This window comes from Aminobacter sp. BA135, assembly GCF_050859125.1.
In the GTDB taxonomy this organism is placed as follows: domain Bacteria; phylum Pseudomonadota; class Alphaproteobacteria; order Rhizobiales; family Rhizobiaceae; genus Aminobacter; species Aminobacter ciceronei.
The window spans coordinates 2,899,002-2,916,403 of sequence record NZ_CP139572.1 but is presented as its reverse complement, the minus strand read 5'-3'; the positions used below and the strand labels follow the sequence as shown (position 1 = coordinate 2,916,403).

Here is a 17,402-nt window from a genome sequence, read left to right as displayed (position 1 = left end):
GCCCCTATCTGCCGTAATAGGTCATGACCGCATGGCGGGCTTCGGCGAAAAACAGCCAGCGCTCGACGACAAGGCCCAGCGCATAGCAGAACACGGCCAGCAAGACAGCCGGCACGGCGGCCGACCCGCCGGCAAGGATCGCCACCAGCAGCAGCAGAACAGGCACCAGCCCGCCAGACAGGATCGCCAGCCTGGACAGCTTGAGCGCGTGCTTGCGCGCGACCTTGAAGCCCATTTCACGGGTCAGGTAGTTCTCATTGACATGCGGCCGCTCGAACAGCCTGACATGGCCGATATGGCCAAGCCCGGTGGCGCTCTCGGGCGTCGACAACGGCGCGAGTGTCCGCAGCCTTGTCCACCACTTTTGCTTGGCGGTCCATGCCGCCACGACAAACAGGATGGCGATTGCGGCGCAAACCGGGCCGCCGCTGCCGGATGAATAGCCGGCGACGGATGCGAGCAGTAAGCCCCCGGCTGCGGCGAACAACAAGTAGCAAAGCGGCGTTAGCCCTGTATTCCAGGCCTGGATCGAGCGCAGCGAACCGTAGATCATCGCCGTGCAGTAGACGGTGACGCCACACATGACCGTGCCTGCCAGGCCCGCAACCGCGAGGTAACGCCCCTCGACGATCGCAATCCATGCCGTGACAGTCAGCGGCACGAAGCTGGCGATTGCCATCACGCCTTCGCGCGACAGCCAGCTCGAGCGCCATTGCGACAGCGCCCGCCATGCCCGTTGCGGGTTGCCGAGATGCAGCGTCGACGCCAACAGGCCGGCTGCGATCATTGCCAGCGCGCCGATGTGCGCAAGCTTGACCGACAGGGTCGAGGCATCGAGCAGGCCAAGGCCGAGCACAGCCGCCAGGCCGTAGCCGAGCCCGGAAAGCGTGGTGAACACGATGATGGAGAAGGCGGGATGCATGGTTCAGATCCGGTCCAGCATGCCGTCGAGCCAGGCAAAGAACCCTTTGGCGCCGTCGGTGTTCTCGGCCAGCACGGCAGAACCGGCACTTGCGGCCAGCGGCTTGCGCGGGCGTGGCGGCAGGTACTTGTTGGTCGGGCGCGTGCCCTGCTCCGGCATCAGTTCGTAGCCGCCGCGCTCGGCCACCATGCGCGAGACCTCTGAAGAGGCATCGCCGAGATCGCCGAAATGCCGGGCATTGGCCGGGCATGTGCGGACGCAGGACGGCACCCGGTCGACCTCCTTGAGCGTCTCGTTGTAGATGCGGTCGACGCACAAGGTGCATTTCTTCATCACCCCGGCGGCCAGATCCATCTCGCGCGCGCCATAGGCGCAGGACCAGGCGCACAGGCCACAGCCGATGCACTTGCTCTCGTCGACAAGCACGATGCCGTCTTCGGCGCGCTTGTAGGAGGCGCCTGTCGGACAGACGGTGACGCAGGGCGCGTCGTCGCAATGCAGGCATGACTTGGGGAAATGCACGATGCGTGCCTCTCCCGCCTCGCCGATCACCTGCCCGCCCTCCGGCACGACCTCGAAGGTGTGGATGCGATTGAGGAACGTGCCGGAGACATCGGCCCCATACGGGTCCTGGTCGGACAGCGCCGCGCCATAGCCGCCAGTATTCCACTCCTTGCAGCTGATGACGCAGGCATGGCAGCCGACGCAGACGTCGAGGTCGATGACCAGGCCAAGCTTCTTCGGTGTCGGCAGCGACGGCAGGCTGGTCATTTCGCCCACTCCTGGCCGTAGCGCAGCTCGTCGACATGCGGACGCACTCCGCCGGGTTGCGCGACGGCGGCAAGATGCGGCTCGCTGACCTCGGCCGGTTCGGCTTTCTCGATGCGGACGCGCAGGTCGTACCACGCCGCCTGGCCGGTGACCGGGTCCGAGTTCGACCAGCGCATCCCGTCGCCCTTCGGCGGCAGAAGTTCATGGATCAAGTGATTCATCAGGAAGCCTTTTTTGGCTTCGGGCGCATCCTTGTCGAGCGCCCAGGCGCCTTCGCGCTTGCCGATGGCATTCCATGTCCAGATCGTGCTCGAATTGACCGCCTCCATCCGCGCGACCTCGACCTTGATGCGGCCGTGATGCGAAATCACCCAGGCCCAGTCGCCGTCGACGAGCCCGATCTCGTCGCAGATCGGACCAGGCACATAGAGCGGGTTCCGTGTATGGATCTGCCTGAGCCAGGCATTCATCGAGCCCCAGGAATGGTACATCGCCGCCGGCCGCTGGGTGATGGCATGATAGGGATAGTCCTCGCGGCTGACCGCCGCCTCCTCGAACGGCCGATACCACATCGGCAGCGGATCGAAGGTTGCGAGGATGCGCTCACGATGCGTCTCGGGCGCAACCGGTTCACGCAGGCCTTCGGCCGAGAGCCGGAATTTCTGCAGTGATTCCTGGTAGAGCTGGAAGGTCACCGGATTCGGCTCGTCGAAGAAGCCCATGCGCACGGCAAAATCCTGATAGGCCTTGTTGGCGTGCTTGAAGAACTGCGCCTCGAGCGGAATATGCGCAGAGAAGAACGAGCCGTTCTCGATGTAGCGATCGAGCTGGTTACGGTTGATCGCCCCGCGCCCGGCACGGTCGCCATTGCTGCCGCGGAAGCCGGCAAGCGGACCGATGCCCGGCCGCCTTTCATGGCGCACGATGTAGTCGGCATAGTCCTGATAGAGCGCCTTGCCGCGGCTGTCGACGAACCCGGGCAGCTTGAGCCGCGCGCCAAGGTCGATCAGCACGCTCTGGAAGCCGCGCACATCCCGATCCGGCTCTACCACCGGCCAACGGATGGCGTCCTGGACCGCATCCGGCTCGGAGATCGGCCGGTCGAGCAGCGAAATGCAGTCGTGCCGCTCGAGATAGGTCGTGTCGGGCAGCACCAGGTCGGCATAAGCGACCATTTCGGAGGAATAAGCATCCGAATAGATGATCTTCGGGATGCGGTACGCGCCCGTCACAGGGTCCTTGTCCTCGAGCATCCTGATGACGCCCGCGGTGTTCATCGACGAGTTCCACGCCATGTTGGCCATGTAGAGGAACATCAGATCGATCGGGTACGGATCGCCGGCGTGCGCATTGGCGATCACCATGTGCATCAGCCCATGGGCAGAAATCGGCGCATCCCAGGAAAACGCCTTGTCGATGCGCATCGGTTTGCCGTCGGCGTCGATCAGCAGATCTTCCGGCCCACGGGGAAAACCGAGATGCGGGCCGGACAGCGGCTTGTTGGAGCCGAAATGCTCGGCCTTGCCGTGCGGCGTCGGATGCGCCTCGATCGGCTTGGGATAAGGCGGCTCGAAGCGGAAGGCTCCGGGGCAGTCGACAGCGCCGATCAGCACCTGCAGCATGTGCAGGGCGCGCGCCGTCTGGAAGCCGTTCGAATGCGCCGAAAGCCCGCGCATGGCATGGAACGACACCGGACGCCCGACAAACGCCTCATGGCGCTCGCCATTCATGTCGGTCCAGGGCTGGTCGATCGTGATCGCCTCGTCGAAGGCGACGCGCGCGATCTCGGCAGCGAGGCCCCGGATGACGTCAGCAGCGACGCCGGTTTCCGCGGCGACCGCCTCCGGCGCATATTGCGGGTCGAGGTATTTTTCGGCGAGGAGTTGGAACGACGGCACGGCAAAGCGGCCGTCGGGCAGCTCGACACGCCCGGAAAGTGCGGCCCGCGCGCCTTTGCTGCCCAATGCCACGACCTGTTCGGTGACGGATTCGAAGATCTGCGGCTTGCCCTCGGCATCGCGGACGAAAAGTCCGTGCTCGGCGGTTCCGGGCGCATCGACGACCAGCCAGGTCGCGTTGGAATAGCGCACGATGTAGTCGACATCGATTTTCCGGGCTTTCAGCAGTTCATATATCACGGCGAGGATCAGCAGGCCGTCGGTGCCGGGCCGGATGCCGATCCAGTTGTCGGCGACTGCCGAATAGCCGGTCCGCACCGGATTGACCGAGACGAAGCGCGCGCCGCGCTTCTTGAGCTTCGAAATGCCGATCTTGAGCGGGTTGGAATCGTGGTCTTCCGCGACGCCGAACATCACAAACAGCTTGGTACGGTCCCAGTCGGGCGCACCGAATTCCCAGAAGGCGCCGCCGATGGTCATGATGCCGGCGGCCGCCATGTTGACCGAGCAGAAGCCGCCATGGGCGGCGTAGTTGGGCGTGCCGAACTGCTGGGCCCAGAAGCCGGTCAGCGACTGCGACTGGTCGCGGCCGGTGAAGAAGGCCAGCTTCTTCGGATCGGCCTGGCGCACGCCGTCCAGCCAGCCGGTCGCCAGCTCCAGCGCCTCGTCCCAGGAAATCTCCTTGAACTCACCCGAGCCGCGCGGCCCGGTCCTGAGCAGCGGCACGCGCAGCCGCGCCGGCGCGTAGTGCTGCATGATGCCGGCCGAACCCTTGGCGCACAGAACGCCGCGATTGACCGGATGGTCCCGGTTGCCCTCGATGTAGCGGACCTTGCCGTCCTTGAGATGGACGTCGATGCCACAGCGGCAGGCGCACATGTAGCAGGTGGTCTTGCGGACCTCGTCGGAGACGGGTTCCGAAAGCGCTACATGCGGTTCTGACTTCATCCGGCGGCCTCCCTGAACAAGAGTCCTAGCGAGGCAGCGGCTGAAAGGAAATGCCCGAAAACGGCTCTCTACGGCAAAATTTGTCTATACCGAGACAAGAACTTAGACCAGACGGCTAAAGTCACGCCAGAAATGAAAAGGCCGAGGAGCCCCCACTCCCCGGCCTTTTCGCAGGCACGTCGCCCCGAAACTCAGTTGGCGGTCACATTAGCACCGTCTTGATCGACGGCAATTCTTGAGCCGTTCAGCTCAAGCTCTTTCATCGCGGCATGAAGCAATTCTGCAACAGAAATGCCGATATCGGCGCAAATGGCATGTATGTTTCCGCCAGCAAACGCTAGTTGGTGACGACGATCCGCGTGTTGCTCGCACCGACTTCCCTGACCAGCGAATAGAACCTCGCGGCATTCGCCGTCTGCAGCCGGACGCAGCCATGTGATGCCGGACGGCCCAGTTGCCTGACCGCACCCGTGCCATGGATGGCGTAGCCGCCATTGTAGAACACCGAATAGGGCATCGGCGAATTGTCGTATTTCTGCGAATACCACATCCGATGCAGGCGCTTCGGCCGCCAGCTGCCGCGCGGCGTGACATATCCCCTGCGTGCCGTCGAAACCGGCCATTGATGGATCACCCGTCCGTCGAAGCTGACGGTCATGGTCTGCGTCGCGATACTGACCCGCGCGACAAGAACATCTGCAAGTGCCTGAGTTGGAACGCCAGCAAAGCCCAATGCGGCGACCATGAAGAGAGCCTTGTACATTCTTCGCACACTCCCCGAACCGGCAGTATTTTCCCTGCCCACCGAAGATGGGAGCACGAAAAGCTGTACGGTTGGTAAAACTGAACGCGGAAGATGAATACAACCAGACCGGCAACCTGAGATAGAAGGCGCGAATTTTCGTCGGCTTTCAGGTGGCCCAAGTCAGCGCCCCTCGCCGCCCCGTCTGGCCCAGTTGACTCGACCCGGTATGGGCATAGGCTGCCCGTCGCAGCTGGAGCCACGTTCCAAGATGCTCCAGCCGGATAACGTGCGGCCCACGGCGGACCGTCGCCCGGAGGATCTCAAAAATGCAACCATCCCAATATTTTAGCGGCCAGTACTTGAGTGGAATGAGCAGGCGAAACCTGCTGTCGTTGATCGGCCTCACGGCAGGTACTGCCGCGATGTACCAGGCGATGACCAGCCTCGGTCTCGCGGTCGAGTCAGGCTACAAGGGACCGGTCAAACTGGAGGGCGATCCGAAAGGCGCCACCGTACTCATTTTGGGTGCAGGTCTTGCCGGCATGACGGCCGCACTCGAACTTCGACAGGTCGGATACAAGGTAAAGATCCTCGAATACAACAACAGATCGGGCGGACGGAACTGGACGCTGCGCGGCGGCGACACCTACACCGAACTCGGCGGAGCGACGCAGAAATGCGAATTCGACGAGGGCCTCTACATCAATCCCGGCCCATGGCGCATTCCTTATCACCACAACGGGCTTCTGGCCTATTGCCGACGCCTCGGTGTCACGCTGGAGCCGTTCCAGCAGCTCAACCACAACGCCTTCCTGCATTCGTCCAAGGCGTTCGGCGGCAAGCCGCAGCGCGTGCGCGACATCAAGATCGACTTCCAGGGCCATGTCTCCGAACTGCTCGCCAAGGTTGCCCACACCGGCAAGCTCGAAGGCGGCGTCACCAAGGAAGACCAGGAGATGCTGGTCGAGGCCCTGCGCTCCTGGGGTGCGCTCGACAAGGACTATGCCTACACCAAGAGCGTGGCGACCTCCGAATTCCGCGGTTTCGCCAAGGATCCCGGCGGCGGCCTCGGGGCTGCCCCCGTTCCGAGCGATCCAATTGCGCTGACCGACATATTGAGCTCGGGCCTGTGGGGCAGCCTCGCCAATTTCGCCCTCTACGAGTTCCAGACGACGATGTTCCAGCCGGTTGGCGGCATCGACATGATCGGCAAGGCCTTCACCAAGGAGGTCGGCGACCTGATCACCTACAATGCCAAGGTGTCGAAGATCCATCAGGACGACAAGGGCGTCACCGTCACCTATGAGGACGTCCAGAAACCGGGCACGATGGCCGAGGAGAAGGCCGATTGGTGCATCTGCACCATTCCGCTGACCATTCTCAGCCAGATCGAGATCAATGTCGGCGCCCCGATGCAGGCGGCGATCGAGGCCGTGCCTTATGCCTCGTCGGTCAAGGTCGGCCTGCAGTTCAAGCGGCGTTTCTGGGAACAGGACGAGCTGATCTTCGGCGGCGTCAGCTACACCGACCTGCCGATCACCCAGATCTCCTATCCGAGCACCAGCTTCAACACCAACGGCAAGGGCGTGCTGCTCGGCGCCTACACCTGGAACGGGCCGCATTCCTATGAGTTCACCTCGATGGCGCCGGAGGAGCGCGTCAAGCGCGCCGTCGAATACGGAACGATGATCCACCCGCAATACAAGGACGAGTTCGAGAACGGCATCTCGATGGCCTGGCACCGCTCGCCGTTTACGCTCGGCTGTGCCGGCGACTGGACCGAGGAAGCGCGCAAGGAGCACTACGACAATCTTTGCCAGATCGATGGCCGCATCGTGCTCGCCGGCGAACACGCCTCCTACATCCCGGCGTGGATGGAGGGTGCGATCCTGTCGTCGCTCGATGCGATCACCAGGCTGCACCAGCGCGTCGTGGCCGGATGACGGCCGCCGCCGCTCATCCTTCATCCTCATTTTTCGCAAGGCATGTCGACATGACCCAGCAATCGAAACTCTTAACCGGCCAAATCGCCGCCGCCGTCATCTTCGCTACATTCCAGGCAAGTGCTGCCCTGGCCGACTCGGCCGGCGCAACCTTCAGCGACGGTGACAATTTCTCCGAAAAAACCGGCCAGGAACTCTACGCCAACGTCTGCCAGGCCTGCCACATGGACCAGGGCCAGGGCGCGGTCGGGGCCGGCAAATATCCGGCACTTGCCAAGAACGAGAATCTGGAATCGGGCGGCTACCCCGTCTACGTCATCCTGCATGGCCAGAAGGGCATGCCGCCCGTCGGCAGCATGATGAGCGACGACCAGGTGGCTGCCGTGGTCAACTATGTCAGGACCAATTTCGGCAACGACTACAAGGATCCGGTGACGGCGGAAGACGTCGCCGGGGCACGCTGACGGATCGACGCCGGATTGGCCACCAGACGGCCTGGATCCACCAGGTTTGGAGCGCCAGCTCCAGCGACCGAAGCAGCCGGTGATCCTGCTGGCTGCTTCATTTCATGCGGCAAAAGGAGAAAGACATGACAACACTGCGGATCTGCGCCGCCACGCTCTTGGCCAGCCTGTTGCTCTCGGGCAGCGCGCTGGCTGAGGATGTGGTGCGCCACAAGAACCCCAATTCGGACTTTCCGATCGCCCAGGCCGTCGAAGTCCCCGCCGACAAGACGACGGTCTATGTCAGCGGCGCGGTACCCTCGGTCATCGACGAGAAGGCCGAGAAGGGCAGCCTTGCAGCCTATGGCGACACCAGAACGCAGACGGAATCGGTGCTGAAATCGATCGAGAAGACCCTCGAAGGGCTCGGCCTCAAGATGGGCGACGTAGTCAAGATGCAGGTCTTCCTCGTCGGTGATCCAGCACAGGGCGGCAAGATGGATTTTGCCGGCTTCATGGACAGCTACACCAAGTTTTTCGGCACCAAGGAACAACCGAACCTGCCGGCTCGCTCGGTCGTGCAGGTCGCCGGGCTCGTCGCGCCCGGCTGGCTGGTCGAGATCGAGGTCACCGCCGTCCGCCCGTGAGTGCTACGGCTTGCGCGGGTTGCCCCGAAACAGGCAGCCTGCGCGCTCGACAGCAGCTGACGGATGCGCAAGACTGGCAACGATCCGGGCAAGGTGAAGCCAGACAAAGTGAACAATGTCGACCGCATGTATGACAAGCTTTTCAAGATCATAGACGACCGTCGTGAAGAACTGGCGGAACTGACTGCGGAGCTGATCCGTTTTCCCACCATCAACCCGCCCGGCGACGCCTATCGCCCTTGCGCGGAATACCTCGGCAATCGACTGGCCAGGCGCGGCTTCGGCGTCGAATACATCAGAGCCGAAGGCACGCCAGGCGATACTGATCGCTATCCGCGCATCAATGTCGTTGCCCGTTTCGACGGTCGGGTGGCCGGACCCACCGTCCATTTCAATTCCCATATCGACGTCGTCGAGGCGGGCGAAGGCTGGTCGGTTGATCCATTTGCCGGCACGATCCGCGACGGCCGCGTCTATGGCCGCGGCGCCTGCGACATGAAGGGCGGGCTGGCGGCCTCGATCATCGCCGCCGAAGCTTTCATGGACGCCAACCCGGATTTTCCCGGCGCCATCGAGATATCAGGCACTGTCGATGAGGAGTCGGGCGGTTTCGGCGGCGTCGCCTATCTCGCCGGCAAGGGATATTTCTCCAGGCCCAGGGTTGACCACGTCATCATTCCCGAGCCGCTCAACAAGGACCGTATCTGCCTCGGTCATCGCGGCGTCTGGTGGGCGGAAATCGAGACCAAGGGCGAGATCGCACATGGCTCCATGCCGTTCCTCGGCGACTGCGCCGTCCGCCACATGGGGGCCGTGCTCGAAGCCTTCGAGCGGGAGTTGTTTCCCGCGCTCGACCGCAAGACGACGCGCATGCCGGTGGTGCCGGAAGGCGCCAGGCGCTCGACGATGAACATCAACTCGATCCATGGCGGCCAGACCGACGATTTTCGCCCCGGCCTGCCCTCGCCCAACGTGCCCGATTCCTGTCGCCTGACCATCGACCGTCGCTTCCTGCTGGAAGAAGACATCGTCGACGTAAAAGGCGAAGTCACCAGCATCCTCGACCGCCTCAAGCGCGAGCGGAAGAAGTTCGACTACGAGATCCGCGACATCATGGAGGTCCAGCCGCTGATGACCGAGCGCGACGCGCCGGTGGTGTCGGCCATCGCCAGCGGCATTCGCGAGATCTTCGACAGGGAGCCGGAATATGTCATCTCGCCCGGCACCTACGACCAGAAGCATGTCGCCCGTATCGGCCATTTGTACGATTGCATCGCCTATGGCCCGGGTATTCTCGACCTCGCCCATCGGCCGGACGAATGGGTCGGCATCGACGACATGGTCCAGTCGGCGAAAGTGATGGCAATAGGCCTCGACATCTTGCTGCGCGGCCAGTTCAACGGCTGAGCGGGCAAGCAACGGCTGTTGGGCGGTGAGAAAATCATTTCCGCAGCACTGCTGCAATTGTAACAAACGCGATTTACTCGGCCGGGAAATCACGCTTCTATCCGGCCCGTCGAAGTCGAAGCGGGGAGATCTGAGCATGAAACAATGGAAAACCATACTGGCAGCCGCAGCGCTGGCGCTGGCCTCCAGCACTGCCGCGATGGCCGCCCGCACCGACCTCGTGCTCGGCATGCCTTTGGAGCCGCCGCATCTCGATCCGACCGCAGGTGCGGCCGCCGCCATCGACGAAGTCTTCTACGCCAACGTCTTCGAAGGCCTGACCCGCATCGGGTCGCGCGGCGAGGTGCTGCCCGATCTGGCCGAGAGCTGGACGATTTCCGACGACGGCAAGACCTACACCTTCAAGCTGCGCTCCGGCGTGAAATTCCATGACGGCAGCGTCTTCGACGCCTCCGACGTAAAGTTCTCGCTCGACCGCGCCCGTGGCGAAAACTCGGTCAATGCGCAGAAAGGCCTGTTTGCGCCGATCGACACCGTCGAGGTCGTCGATCCGGCCACCGTCAAGGTGACGCTCAAGAACCCGCTCGGCTCGTTCCTCTACAATCTCGGCTGGGGCGACGCGGTGATCGTTGCGCCGGAGAGCGCCGAGACCAACAAGGAAAAGCCTGTCGGCACCGGCCCGTTCAAGTTCCAGAACTGGGCCAAGGGCTCGTCGATCACGCTGGTCAAGGCCGAGGGTTACTGGGGCGATCCGGTGGCGCTCGACAAGGCCGAGTTCCGCATCATCCCCGACGCCGCCGCCGCCATCCCTGCCCTGCTTTCCGGCGACGTCCAGGCTCTGCCCAACTTCGCGCTCGGCGACGCTCTTGCCCAGGTCAAGGCCGACCCACGCTTCAAGGTCGTCATCGGCACGACAGAGGGCGAAACGGTGCTGTCGACAAACAATAAGAAGCAGCCCTTCGACAACCTCAAAGTGCGCCAGGCGATCGCGCATGCCATCGACCGCAAGGCGCTGATCGATGGCGCGACGGGTGGCCTGGGCACGCCGATCGGCTCGCATTTCGCGCCGCATAACCCGGCCTATATCGACCTGACCGGCACCTATCCGCACGACATCGCCAAGGCCAAGGAACTGCTCAAGGAAGCCGGCTTCGCCGATGGCTTCAAGGCGAAGCTCAAGCTGCCGCCCGTCGGTTATGCCCGCCAGGGCGGCGAGATCATAGCCTCGCAACTGCGCGAGATCGGCATCGATCTGCAGATCATCCCGGTCGAATGGGCGGATTGGCTCAAGCAGGTGTTCACCGACAAGGACTACGACCTCTCGATCGTCTCGCACACCGAGCCCAACGACATCGATATCTATGCCCGCAAGGACTACTACTTCAATTACGACAACCCGGCCTTCAACAAGGTCATCGACGAGCTCAACCTGACCTCCGACGAGGCCAAGCGCACCGAGCTCTACAAGCAGGCGCAGAAGATTCTCGCCGACGATGCCGTCAACGGTTTCCTGTTCGAACTGCCCAAGGTCGGCATCTGGGACGCCAAGGTCGAAGGCCTGTGGGAAAACTCGCCCATCCAGGCCAACGACCTCACCAAGGTGAAGTGGGTCGACTGATGACAAGGTGGCGCGCCTTCGGGTGCGCCACCACCCGCTTCGCGGAAGCACGGCATGTCGTCTGCCGATATGAAGGCACTCGCGACGAACTGCGTCGCCGTTATTTCTGGGAGCATCGCAAGAGTTCTGTGAACTGCGCCCGTCCGCAACCCTGGCGAGCTTTCGAAGCGGCATTTTCTCGGGCAGTTTGCGCTTGATGACGATCTATCTGCTCAAACGCCTGTTGATCGGAATTGCGACCCTCGTCGTCGCCTCGCTCGTCGTGTTCCTGATGCTCGAGGTTGTCCCCGGAGATCCGGCTCGGCTGATGCTGGGCATGAACGCCAGTGACGCGCAGGTCGACCTGCTGCGCGAGCAGATGGGGCTGAACCAGCCGCTGATCCTGCGCTACCTCGACTGGATCCGCGGCCTGCTTCGGCTGGATTTCGGCAAGTCCTACACCTATTCGGTGCCGGTGATCGACCTGATCAGGGAGCGGCTTGTCGTCTCCTTCCCGCTTGCGGTGATCTCTCTGACGCTCTCGACGCTCATTGCCATCCCGGTCGGCCTGTTCGCCGCCGCGCGCCGTGGCAAGGCCGGCGACGCCGCTGCCATGGCCGTGGCACAGGTCGGCGTCGCCATGCCCAATTTCTGGTTCGCGCTGCTGCTTGTCTATGTTTTCGCCGTCTGGTTGCGGCTGGTGCCCGCCGGCGGCTTTCCCGGCTGGGGCAACGGCATCTGGCCGGCGCTCAAGGCGCTGATCCTGCCTGCCCTCGCCCTCGCCTTGCCGCAGGCGGCGATCCTGGCCCGCGTCGCCCGCGCCGCCTTGATCGAGGTGCTCAACGAGGACTACATCCGCACCGCACGCGCCAAGGGCATGCCGATGCGCGCGGTGCTGTGGCGGCACGCGCTGCGCAACGCCATGATCCCGGTGCTGACCATCATGGGCCTGCAATTCGCCTTCCTGCTCGCCGGCACCATCATCATCGAAAACGTCTTCTATCTGCCGGGCCTGGGACGCCTTGTCTTCCAGGCGATCACCCAGCGCGACCTGATCGTCGTCGAAAGCGTGGTGATGCTGCTGGTCGCCGCCGTGGTGCTGGTCAACCTAATCGTCGATCTGTCCTATGCGCTGGTCGACCCGCGGCTGAGGGCACGGCAATGAACGAAGCGACACCTCACGGCGAAGGTTTCGGCGAATTCGTCGGCCGCGCGTTCGGCAACCGCTCCTTCGTCATCGGCCTCGTCATCACCTTGGTTGTCGCTGCCATGGCGGCCGTCTCGTTCTTCTGGACCCCCTTCGACGTCACCAGGCTCGTCGTCGCCGACCGCATGCAGCCGCCCTCCGCCGAGCACTGGTTCGGCACCGACCATTTCGGCCGCGACGTGCTGTCGATGATCATGATCGGCGCGCGCAACTCGATCGCCGTGGCGCTTGTCGCGGTCGTCATCGGCATGGGCATCGGCGTGCCGCTCGGCTGCTGGGCGGCAGCGCGTGGCGGCTGGGTCGACGAGGCGCTGATGCGCTTCAACGATCTCGTCTTCGCCTTTCCCGCATTGCTGTCGGCGATCATGATCACCGCTGTCTTCGGACCGAGCGCGATCAACGCGATCATCGCCATCGGCATCTTCAACATCCCGGTCTTCGCCCGCGTCGCGCGTGCCGGCGCGTTGTCTATCTGGCCGCGTGAATACATCCTTGCCGCCCGTGCCGCCGGCAAGAACAAGACCCGTATCACCGTCGAGCATATCCTGCCCAACATCGCCAACTTGCTCCTGGTGCAAGGCACCATCCAGTTCGCGCTCGGCATCCTGGCCGAGGCCGCCCTGTCTTATGTCGGGCTCGGCACGCAGCCGCCGATGCCGAGCTGGGGACGCATGCTGTTCGACGCGCAGACGCTGATGATGGTGTCGCCATGGCTGGCATTGTTCCCCGGCTGCGCGATCCTGATCACCGTGCTTGGGCTCAACCTGCTCGGCGACGGCATCTCAGATATCTTTGATCCGCGGTCGAGGCGCCGCCCATGAGCCTGCTCGAGATCGAAAAGCTGTCGCTCAGGATCGGCCGGACGCAGGTGCTGAAGGAGATCGACCTCGCCATCGAACCCGGCGAGGTGATGGGGCTCGTCGGTGAATCCGGGTCGGGAAAATCCATGACGGCACTTGCCGTCATGCGCCTGACGCCTGCGGCAACGCAGATGAAGGGGCGTGTCACCTTTGACGGCATCAACATTCTCTCAGCCGCCGAGGCCCAGATGTGCGCGCTGCGCGGCGACGACATCGGCATGGTGTTCCAGGAGCCGATGACAGCGCTCAATCCGGTCAAGACGATCGGCGAGCAGGTCGCCGAAGGCATCAGGTGGCACACACGGGCAAACCGCGCCGAGGCCGAGGCGCAAGCGCGGAAAATCCTCGACCGGGTCGGCCTGCCGGAGCAGAAATTCCCGCTGTCGCGCTATCCGCACGAATTGTCCGGCGGCCAGCGTCAGCGCGTCGCCATCGCCATCGCCTGCGCGCTGAAGCCCAAACTGCTGATCGCCGACGAGCCGACGACCGCACTCGACGTCGTGCTGCAGGCGCAGATCCTCGACCTGCTCAAGGAACTGGTCCGCGAAAACCGGATGAGCCTGCTGTTCATCTCGCACGACCTGGCCGTCGTCACCGAAATGGCCGACCGGATCACCATCCTGCGCCAGGGCATGGTGACGGAGTGTGGCGACACCGCACGCACTCTGTCGGAGGCAACCCATCCCTACACCCGCCAACTGGCACTGGCCTCGATGCACGTGCCGGCCCGCGTCAGGCCTCATATCGACGAAACCGCACCCGACATCCTGCTCGACGTCGCCAACCTGACCAGGGACTATCCCGGCCGGCGACGGTCGCTGTTTTCGAAGCCGGAACCCGTCCGCGCCGTCGACAACGTCTCGCTGAAGATGAAGCCGGGTGCTTCGGTGGCGCTTGTCGGCCGCTCCGGCTGCGGCAAGTCGACCCTTGCGCGGATGATCCTTGCGCTCGACACCCCCACCGATGGAACCATCAAGTTTCGCGGCATGGACATCACCCGCGCCGACGAGGCCGCCATGCGCCGCGCCCGCCGCAACATGCAGGTGGTGTTCCAGGACCCTTACGGCTCGTTCGACCCGCGTCACACGGTCGAGCGGCTTGTCGGCGAACCGCTGCATCTTCTCGAGCGCAAGCCAGACCGCAAGGAGCGCCGCGACATGGTCGGTCGCGCGCTGCATGAAGTCGGCCTCAGCCGTTCCGACATGGAGAAATACCCGCACGAGTTTTCAGGCGGCCAGCGCCAGCGCCTGTCGATCGCCCGCGCCATCATCACCCGGCCCAAGCTGGTGGTGGCGGACGAGCCTGTGTCGGCGCTGGATGTCTCGATCCGCGCGCAAATCCTCGACCTGTTCGCCGAGCTCAACCAGAAGCTGGGCGTGGCCTATCTCTTCATCACCCACGACCTGACCGTCGCCCGCGCCATAACAGACGACGTTCTGATCATGCATGAAGGGCGGATCGTCGAGCGCGGCAAGACGTCCGAGGTGCTGGACCATCCGCAGACGGAGGCCGCGCAGGCACTTGTCTCGGCAGCACCCGACCTGCACCGGGCAATCGCCCGGCGGCTGCAGGAACAAGGGTGAGCAGCCGGTTCGCGCAGCGAATTCATCGTGCCAGTGGCACGATGAAAGGCTAGCGAACGCCGGGACGATGCGAAGCAGCGGGGACCCGGCGATCAAGCCTGGAAAAAACCTAGGTCGCCGGCTTCACCACATCGACAGGGCTGATGCCAAGCAGATCGAGCGTGCGGCGCAGCAGCTTGACCTCGTTTTCCGCCAGATGGGCGTCGGCCTTGGCGATCTCGGCCATATGGCGGGCCAGTTGCCGGCGTCGTTCGACGTCGAGATCGCGGAACATGGCGATGGCCTGCGAACCGTTGGTCTCGTAGCCGAACTCGTTGAGATATTCGATGACGCCATCGATGCTGCTCTCGGCGATGCCGAAAGCTTCGGTGCAGATCCGGCGAAAGGCGATCATCTCGGCTTCACTGGCGACGCCGTCGGCAAGGATCATCCGGAACAGCAGCAGCAGTTCGGCCGAAAGCACGGGGTCGTCGGCGACCTTGCGGACGCCGGGGTCGCCCTCGAACATGTTCAGAATCTGGGTCAGCAATCCTGTCACCATGCGAATCCCTTCCGTCGAGGCAACTGCAGTTCCGATATAGAGCAATGCACGGCGAAAAACACTTGGCCCAATGGCTGGGCCAGCATTGCCGCCGACGCGCACTTGCGCAAGCGGGGGCGCTGTGGTCGAAGGCCTCATCCTCCTGGACAGATCTCCGCACCGATGTTCGACATAGCCACCGAAACCCTGCTGATCCTGATCGCGGCTGCCTTCATCGCCGGCTTCATCGATTCCATAGCAGGCGGCGGCGGCCTGATCGCCATTCCGGCACTGCTGCTCGCCGGCCTGCCGCCGCTTGAGGCGCTCGGCACGAACAAGCTGCAATCGCTGTTCGGCTCGGGCTCCGCCACCATCAGCTACGCCGCCAAAGGCCATGTCGACCTGCGCAAGCAATTGCCCTTCGCTGCCATTTCATTCGTCGGCGCGATGCTCGGCGCCATGCTGGCGACGGTCCTGCCCGGCGACATCCTGCGCATCTTTCTGCCGTTCCTGCTGATCACGATTGCGCTGTACTTCGCGTTCAAGCCCAACATGGATGACATCGATCGCGTCGAACGCCTGCCGCCCCTGCTGTTCGGACTGACAGTGGTGCCGCTGATCGGCTTTTATGACGGCGTGTTCGGCCCCGGCGCCGGCTCGTTCTTCATGCTCGCCTTCGTCACCTTGGCCGGCTACGGCGTGCTCAAGGCCACCGCCCATACCAAGCTGCTCAACTTCGCCTCCAATGTCGGCAGCTTCGTCATGTTCGCCCTTGTCGGCGTCGTCGCCTGGAAAATCGGGCTGCTGATGGGGGTTGCCCAGTTCCTCGGCGCTCGCCTTGGCGCGCATATGGCGATGCGCAACGGCGCCAGGCTTATCAAGCCGCTGCTGGTCTGCACCTGCGTCGCACTGGCCATCCGCCTGCTCATTGACCCCACCAACCCGCTAAGGGTGATGATCGGTTTCTGACCACGCATTTTGACCGTGCGTGACAAGGCTGGTAGCGTTCTGCCGCCCAGTGGAGCCAGCATCATGGCAAGCGGCCAAGCAGCCAGCGAACCGTCGACCCCGCAGTTCGAGTTCGTGCGGCGAGCACCATCGCTGGCCCTCGCGGGCATCGTCACCCACCTCATCGGCTTCCGCGAACTCACGCCCGTCTATGTCAGGCAGACCGAAGCCGCTTCGCTTGATGTCCCTCTGGTCATCAGCTTCGGCGAACCCTTCGCCATCGGCCTGAGCCGGGCGCCCGGCGACAATGATCGTTTTGCTAGCTTTGCCGCGGGTATCCATGCAGGGTCGGTGGTCATCGATTCCTTCGGCCGGTCTTGCTGCATCCAGGTCAATTTCACGCCGCTCGGCGCGCGCCGCTTCTTCGGCATGCCGATGAGCGAACTGGCCGACCGCATGGTGCCATTCGACGAATTGCTTGGTGCCTCGGGTCATCGCCTGCGCGAACGGCTTGGCGAACAGGCAGACTGGCATCGCCGCCTCGACATCGCCGAGAGCTTCATCGTCGAGCGCATGATGACCGCAAGGCTGCCGTCGGCCGAAGTCAGCTGGGCTCTTGAGCAAATCATGGTGAACGGTGGCCGCAGCCGTATTGCAACACTTGCCAACGAGATCGGCTGGAGCCGGAAGCACCTGGCCGCCCGCTTCGCTGACCAGGTCGGTGTCGGGCCGAAAGCCATCGCGCGCATCGTCAGGTTCAACCGCGCCGCAAACCTGTCGAAACGGGCAGATCGCACGAGCTGGGCCGATCTCGCGGCCGAGTGCGGATATGCCGACCAAGCGCACATGCTGCGCGAGTTCCGCGAGCTCGCCGGCACAACACCGACCGGGCTCGTCTGACCCGGTTACATTTGTTCAATACCACCATCAGGCACTCGGCCAGACTGGGTTATCGTTCAACGC

The 17,402-nt window shown here is 63.5% G+C and carries 15 protein-coding genes; 10 read left to right on the top strand and 5 right to left on the bottom strand.

The window, feature by feature from the left end:
• Nucleotides 1–4 precede the first annotated feature (4 nt).
• The 4 genes from SLT36_RS14145 to SLT36_RS14130 form a co-directional block, all read right to left on the bottom strand.
• A complete protein-coding gene (locus SLT36_RS14145) occupies nucleotides 5–922 on the bottom strand; it encodes a dimethyl sulfoxide reductase anchor subunit family protein (protein ID WP_432283227.1) in 918 nt (305 codons plus the stop codon).
• A 3-nt stretch (nucleotides 923–925) separates the two neighbouring features.
• The gene (locus SLT36_RS14140) at nucleotides 926–1,693 is read right to left on the bottom strand and encodes a 4Fe-4S dicluster domain-containing protein (RefSeq protein ID WP_432283226.1); all 768 of its coding nucleotides are present in this window, start codon (nucleotides 1,691–1,693) and stop codon (nucleotides 926–928) included.
• The gene (locus tag SLT36_RS14135; protein ID WP_432283225.1) at nucleotides 1,690–4,539 is read right to left on the bottom strand and encodes a molybdopterin oxidoreductase family protein; all 2,850 of its coding nucleotides are present in this window, start codon (nucleotides 4,537–4,539) and stop codon (nucleotides 1,690–1,692) included. The genes SLT36_RS14140 and SLT36_RS14135 overlap by 4 nt, the downstream gene beginning before the upstream one ends.
• 337 nt (nucleotides 4,540–4,876) lie before the next feature.
• A complete protein-coding gene (locus SLT36_RS14130) occupies nucleotides 4,877–5,302 on the bottom strand; it encodes a L,D-transpeptidase (RefSeq protein ID WP_184767362.1) in 426 nt (141 codons plus the stop codon).
• A 350-nt stretch (nucleotides 5,303–5,652) separates the two neighbouring features.
• Between SLT36_RS14130 and SLT36_RS14125 the strand changes: the two genes are divergently transcribed.
• From SLT36_RS14125 to SLT36_RS14090, 8 genes are all read left to right on the top strand, one after another.
• Nucleotides 5,653–7,227, top strand: a complete 1,575-nt coding sequence (locus SLT36_RS14125) for a flavin monoamine oxidase family protein (protein WP_432283224.1) — start codon at nucleotides 5,653–5,655, stop codon at nucleotides 7,225–7,227.
• Between the two features lie 50 nt (nucleotides 7,228–7,277).
• Nucleotides 7,278–7,691, top strand: coding sequence for a c-type cytochrome (locus tag SLT36_RS14120; RefSeq protein WP_432283223.1), 414 nt, complete (start codon nucleotides 7,278–7,280; stop codon nucleotides 7,689–7,691).
• A gap of 125 nt (nucleotides 7,692–7,816) precedes the next feature.
• Nucleotides 7,817–8,317 (top strand): RidA family protein, encoded by a 501-nt coding sequence (locus tag SLT36_RS14115; RefSeq protein ID WP_432283222.1) that lies wholly within the window; start codon nucleotides 7,817–7,819, stop codon nucleotides 8,315–8,317.
• Between the two features lie 126 nt (nucleotides 8,318–8,443).
• A complete protein-coding gene (locus SLT36_RS14110; RefSeq protein ID WP_432288338.1) occupies nucleotides 8,444–9,724 on the top strand; it encodes an acetylornithine deacetylase/succinyl-diaminopimelate desuccinylase family protein in 1,281 nt (426 codons plus the stop codon).
• 136 nt (nucleotides 9,725–9,860) lie between these two features.
• On the top strand, nucleotides 9,861–11,342 hold the full coding sequence (locus tag SLT36_RS14105; protein ID WP_432283221.1) for an ABC transporter substrate-binding protein: 1,482 nt from the start codon (nucleotides 9,861–9,863) through the stop codon (nucleotides 11,340–11,342).
• Nucleotides 11,343–11,538: 196 nt separating this feature from the next.
• The gene (locus SLT36_RS14100; protein ID WP_432283219.1) at nucleotides 11,539–12,486 is read left to right on the top strand and encodes an ABC transporter permease; all 948 of its coding nucleotides are present in this window, start codon (nucleotides 11,539–11,541) and stop codon (nucleotides 12,484–12,486) included.
• Entirely contained in the window at nucleotides 12,483–13,349 is an 867-nt protein-coding gene (locus SLT36_RS14095; RefSeq protein ID WP_432283218.1) for an ABC transporter permease, read from the top strand. Before SLT36_RS14100 ends, SLT36_RS14095 begins: the two co-directional genes overlap by 4 nt.
• Nucleotides 13,346–14,971 (top strand): ABC transporter ATP-binding protein, encoded by a 1,626-nt coding sequence (locus SLT36_RS14090; RefSeq protein WP_432283217.1) that lies wholly within the window; start codon nucleotides 13,346–13,348, stop codon nucleotides 14,969–14,971. The genes SLT36_RS14095 and SLT36_RS14090 overlap by 4 nt, the downstream gene beginning before the upstream one ends.
• A gap of 109 nt (nucleotides 14,972–15,080) precedes the next feature.
• Here the strand turns inward: SLT36_RS14090 and SLT36_RS14085 are convergent, their stop codons facing one another.
• On the bottom strand, nucleotides 15,081–15,512 hold the full coding sequence (locus tag SLT36_RS14085) for a TerB family tellurite resistance protein (protein ID WP_067961052.1): 432 nt from the start codon (nucleotides 15,510–15,512) through the stop codon (nucleotides 15,081–15,083).
• A gap of 162 nt (nucleotides 15,513–15,674) precedes the next feature.
• Here SLT36_RS14085 and SLT36_RS14080 point away from each other — a divergent pair, with 162 nt between their 5' ends.
• Nucleotides 15,675–16,460 (top strand): TSUP family transporter, encoded by a 786-nt coding sequence (locus SLT36_RS14080; RefSeq protein ID WP_432283216.1) that lies wholly within the window; start codon nucleotides 15,675–15,677, stop codon nucleotides 16,458–16,460.
• 63 nt (nucleotides 16,461–16,523) lie between these two features.
• Entirely contained in the window at nucleotides 16,524–17,339 is an 816-nt protein-coding gene (locus SLT36_RS14075; RefSeq protein ID WP_432283215.1) for a helix-turn-helix domain-containing protein, read from the top strand.
• The last annotated feature ends 63 nt before the right edge of the window (nucleotides 17,340–17,402 follow it).

Excerpts from the sequence above, each read along its gene's own strand:
- SLT36_RS14145 (WP_432283227.1), bottom strand. The coding sequence starts at position 922 with ATGCATCCCGCCTTCTCCATCATCGTGTTCACCACGCTTTCCGGGCTC.
- SLT36_RS14140 (WP_432283226.1), bottom strand. The coding sequence starts at position 1,693 with ATGACCAGCCTGCCGTCGCTGCCGACACCGAAGAAGCTTGGCCTGGTC.
- SLT36_RS14135 (WP_432283225.1), bottom strand. The coding sequence starts at position 4,539 with ATGAAGTCAGAACCGCATGTAGCGCTTTCGGAACCCGTCTCCGACGAG.
- SLT36_RS14130 (WP_184767362.1), bottom strand. The coding sequence starts at position 5,302 with ATGTACAAGGCTCTCTTCATGGTCGCCGCATTGGGCTTTGCTGGCGTT.
- SLT36_RS14125 (WP_432283224.1), top strand. The coding sequence starts at position 5,653 with ATGAGCAGGCGAAACCTGCTGTCGTTGATCGGCCTCACGGCAGGTACT.
- SLT36_RS14120 (WP_432283223.1), top strand. The coding sequence starts at position 7,278 with ATGACCCAGCAATCGAAACTCTTAACCGGCCAAATCGCCGCCGCCGTC.
- SLT36_RS14115 (WP_432283222.1), top strand. The coding sequence starts at position 7,817 with ATGACAACACTGCGGATCTGCGCCGCCACGCTCTTGGCCAGCCTGTTG.
- SLT36_RS14110 (WP_432288338.1), top strand. The coding sequence starts at position 8,444 with ATGTATGACAAGCTTTTCAAGATCATAGACGACCGTCGTGAAGAACTG.
- SLT36_RS14105 (WP_432283221.1), top strand. The coding sequence starts at position 9,861 with ATGAAACAATGGAAAACCATACTGGCAGCCGCAGCGCTGGCGCTGGCC.
- SLT36_RS14100 (WP_432283219.1), top strand. The coding sequence starts at position 11,539 with ATGACGATCTATCTGCTCAAACGCCTGTTGATCGGAATTGCGACCCTC.
- SLT36_RS14095 (WP_432283218.1), top strand. The coding sequence starts at position 12,483 with ATGAACGAAGCGACACCTCACGGCGAAGGTTTCGGCGAATTCGTCGGC.
- SLT36_RS14090 (WP_432283217.1), top strand. The coding sequence starts at position 13,346 with ATGAGCCTGCTCGAGATCGAAAAGCTGTCGCTCAGGATCGGCCGGACG.
- SLT36_RS14085 (WP_067961052.1), bottom strand. The coding sequence starts at position 15,512 with ATGGTGACAGGATTGCTGACCCAGATTCTGAACATGTTCGAGGGCGAC.
- SLT36_RS14080 (WP_432283216.1), top strand. The coding sequence starts at position 15,675 with ATGTTCGACATAGCCACCGAAACCCTGCTGATCCTGATCGCGGCTGCC.
- SLT36_RS14075 (WP_432283215.1), top strand. The coding sequence starts at position 16,524 with ATGGCAAGCGGCCAAGCAGCCAGCGAACCGTCGACCCCGCAGTTCGAG.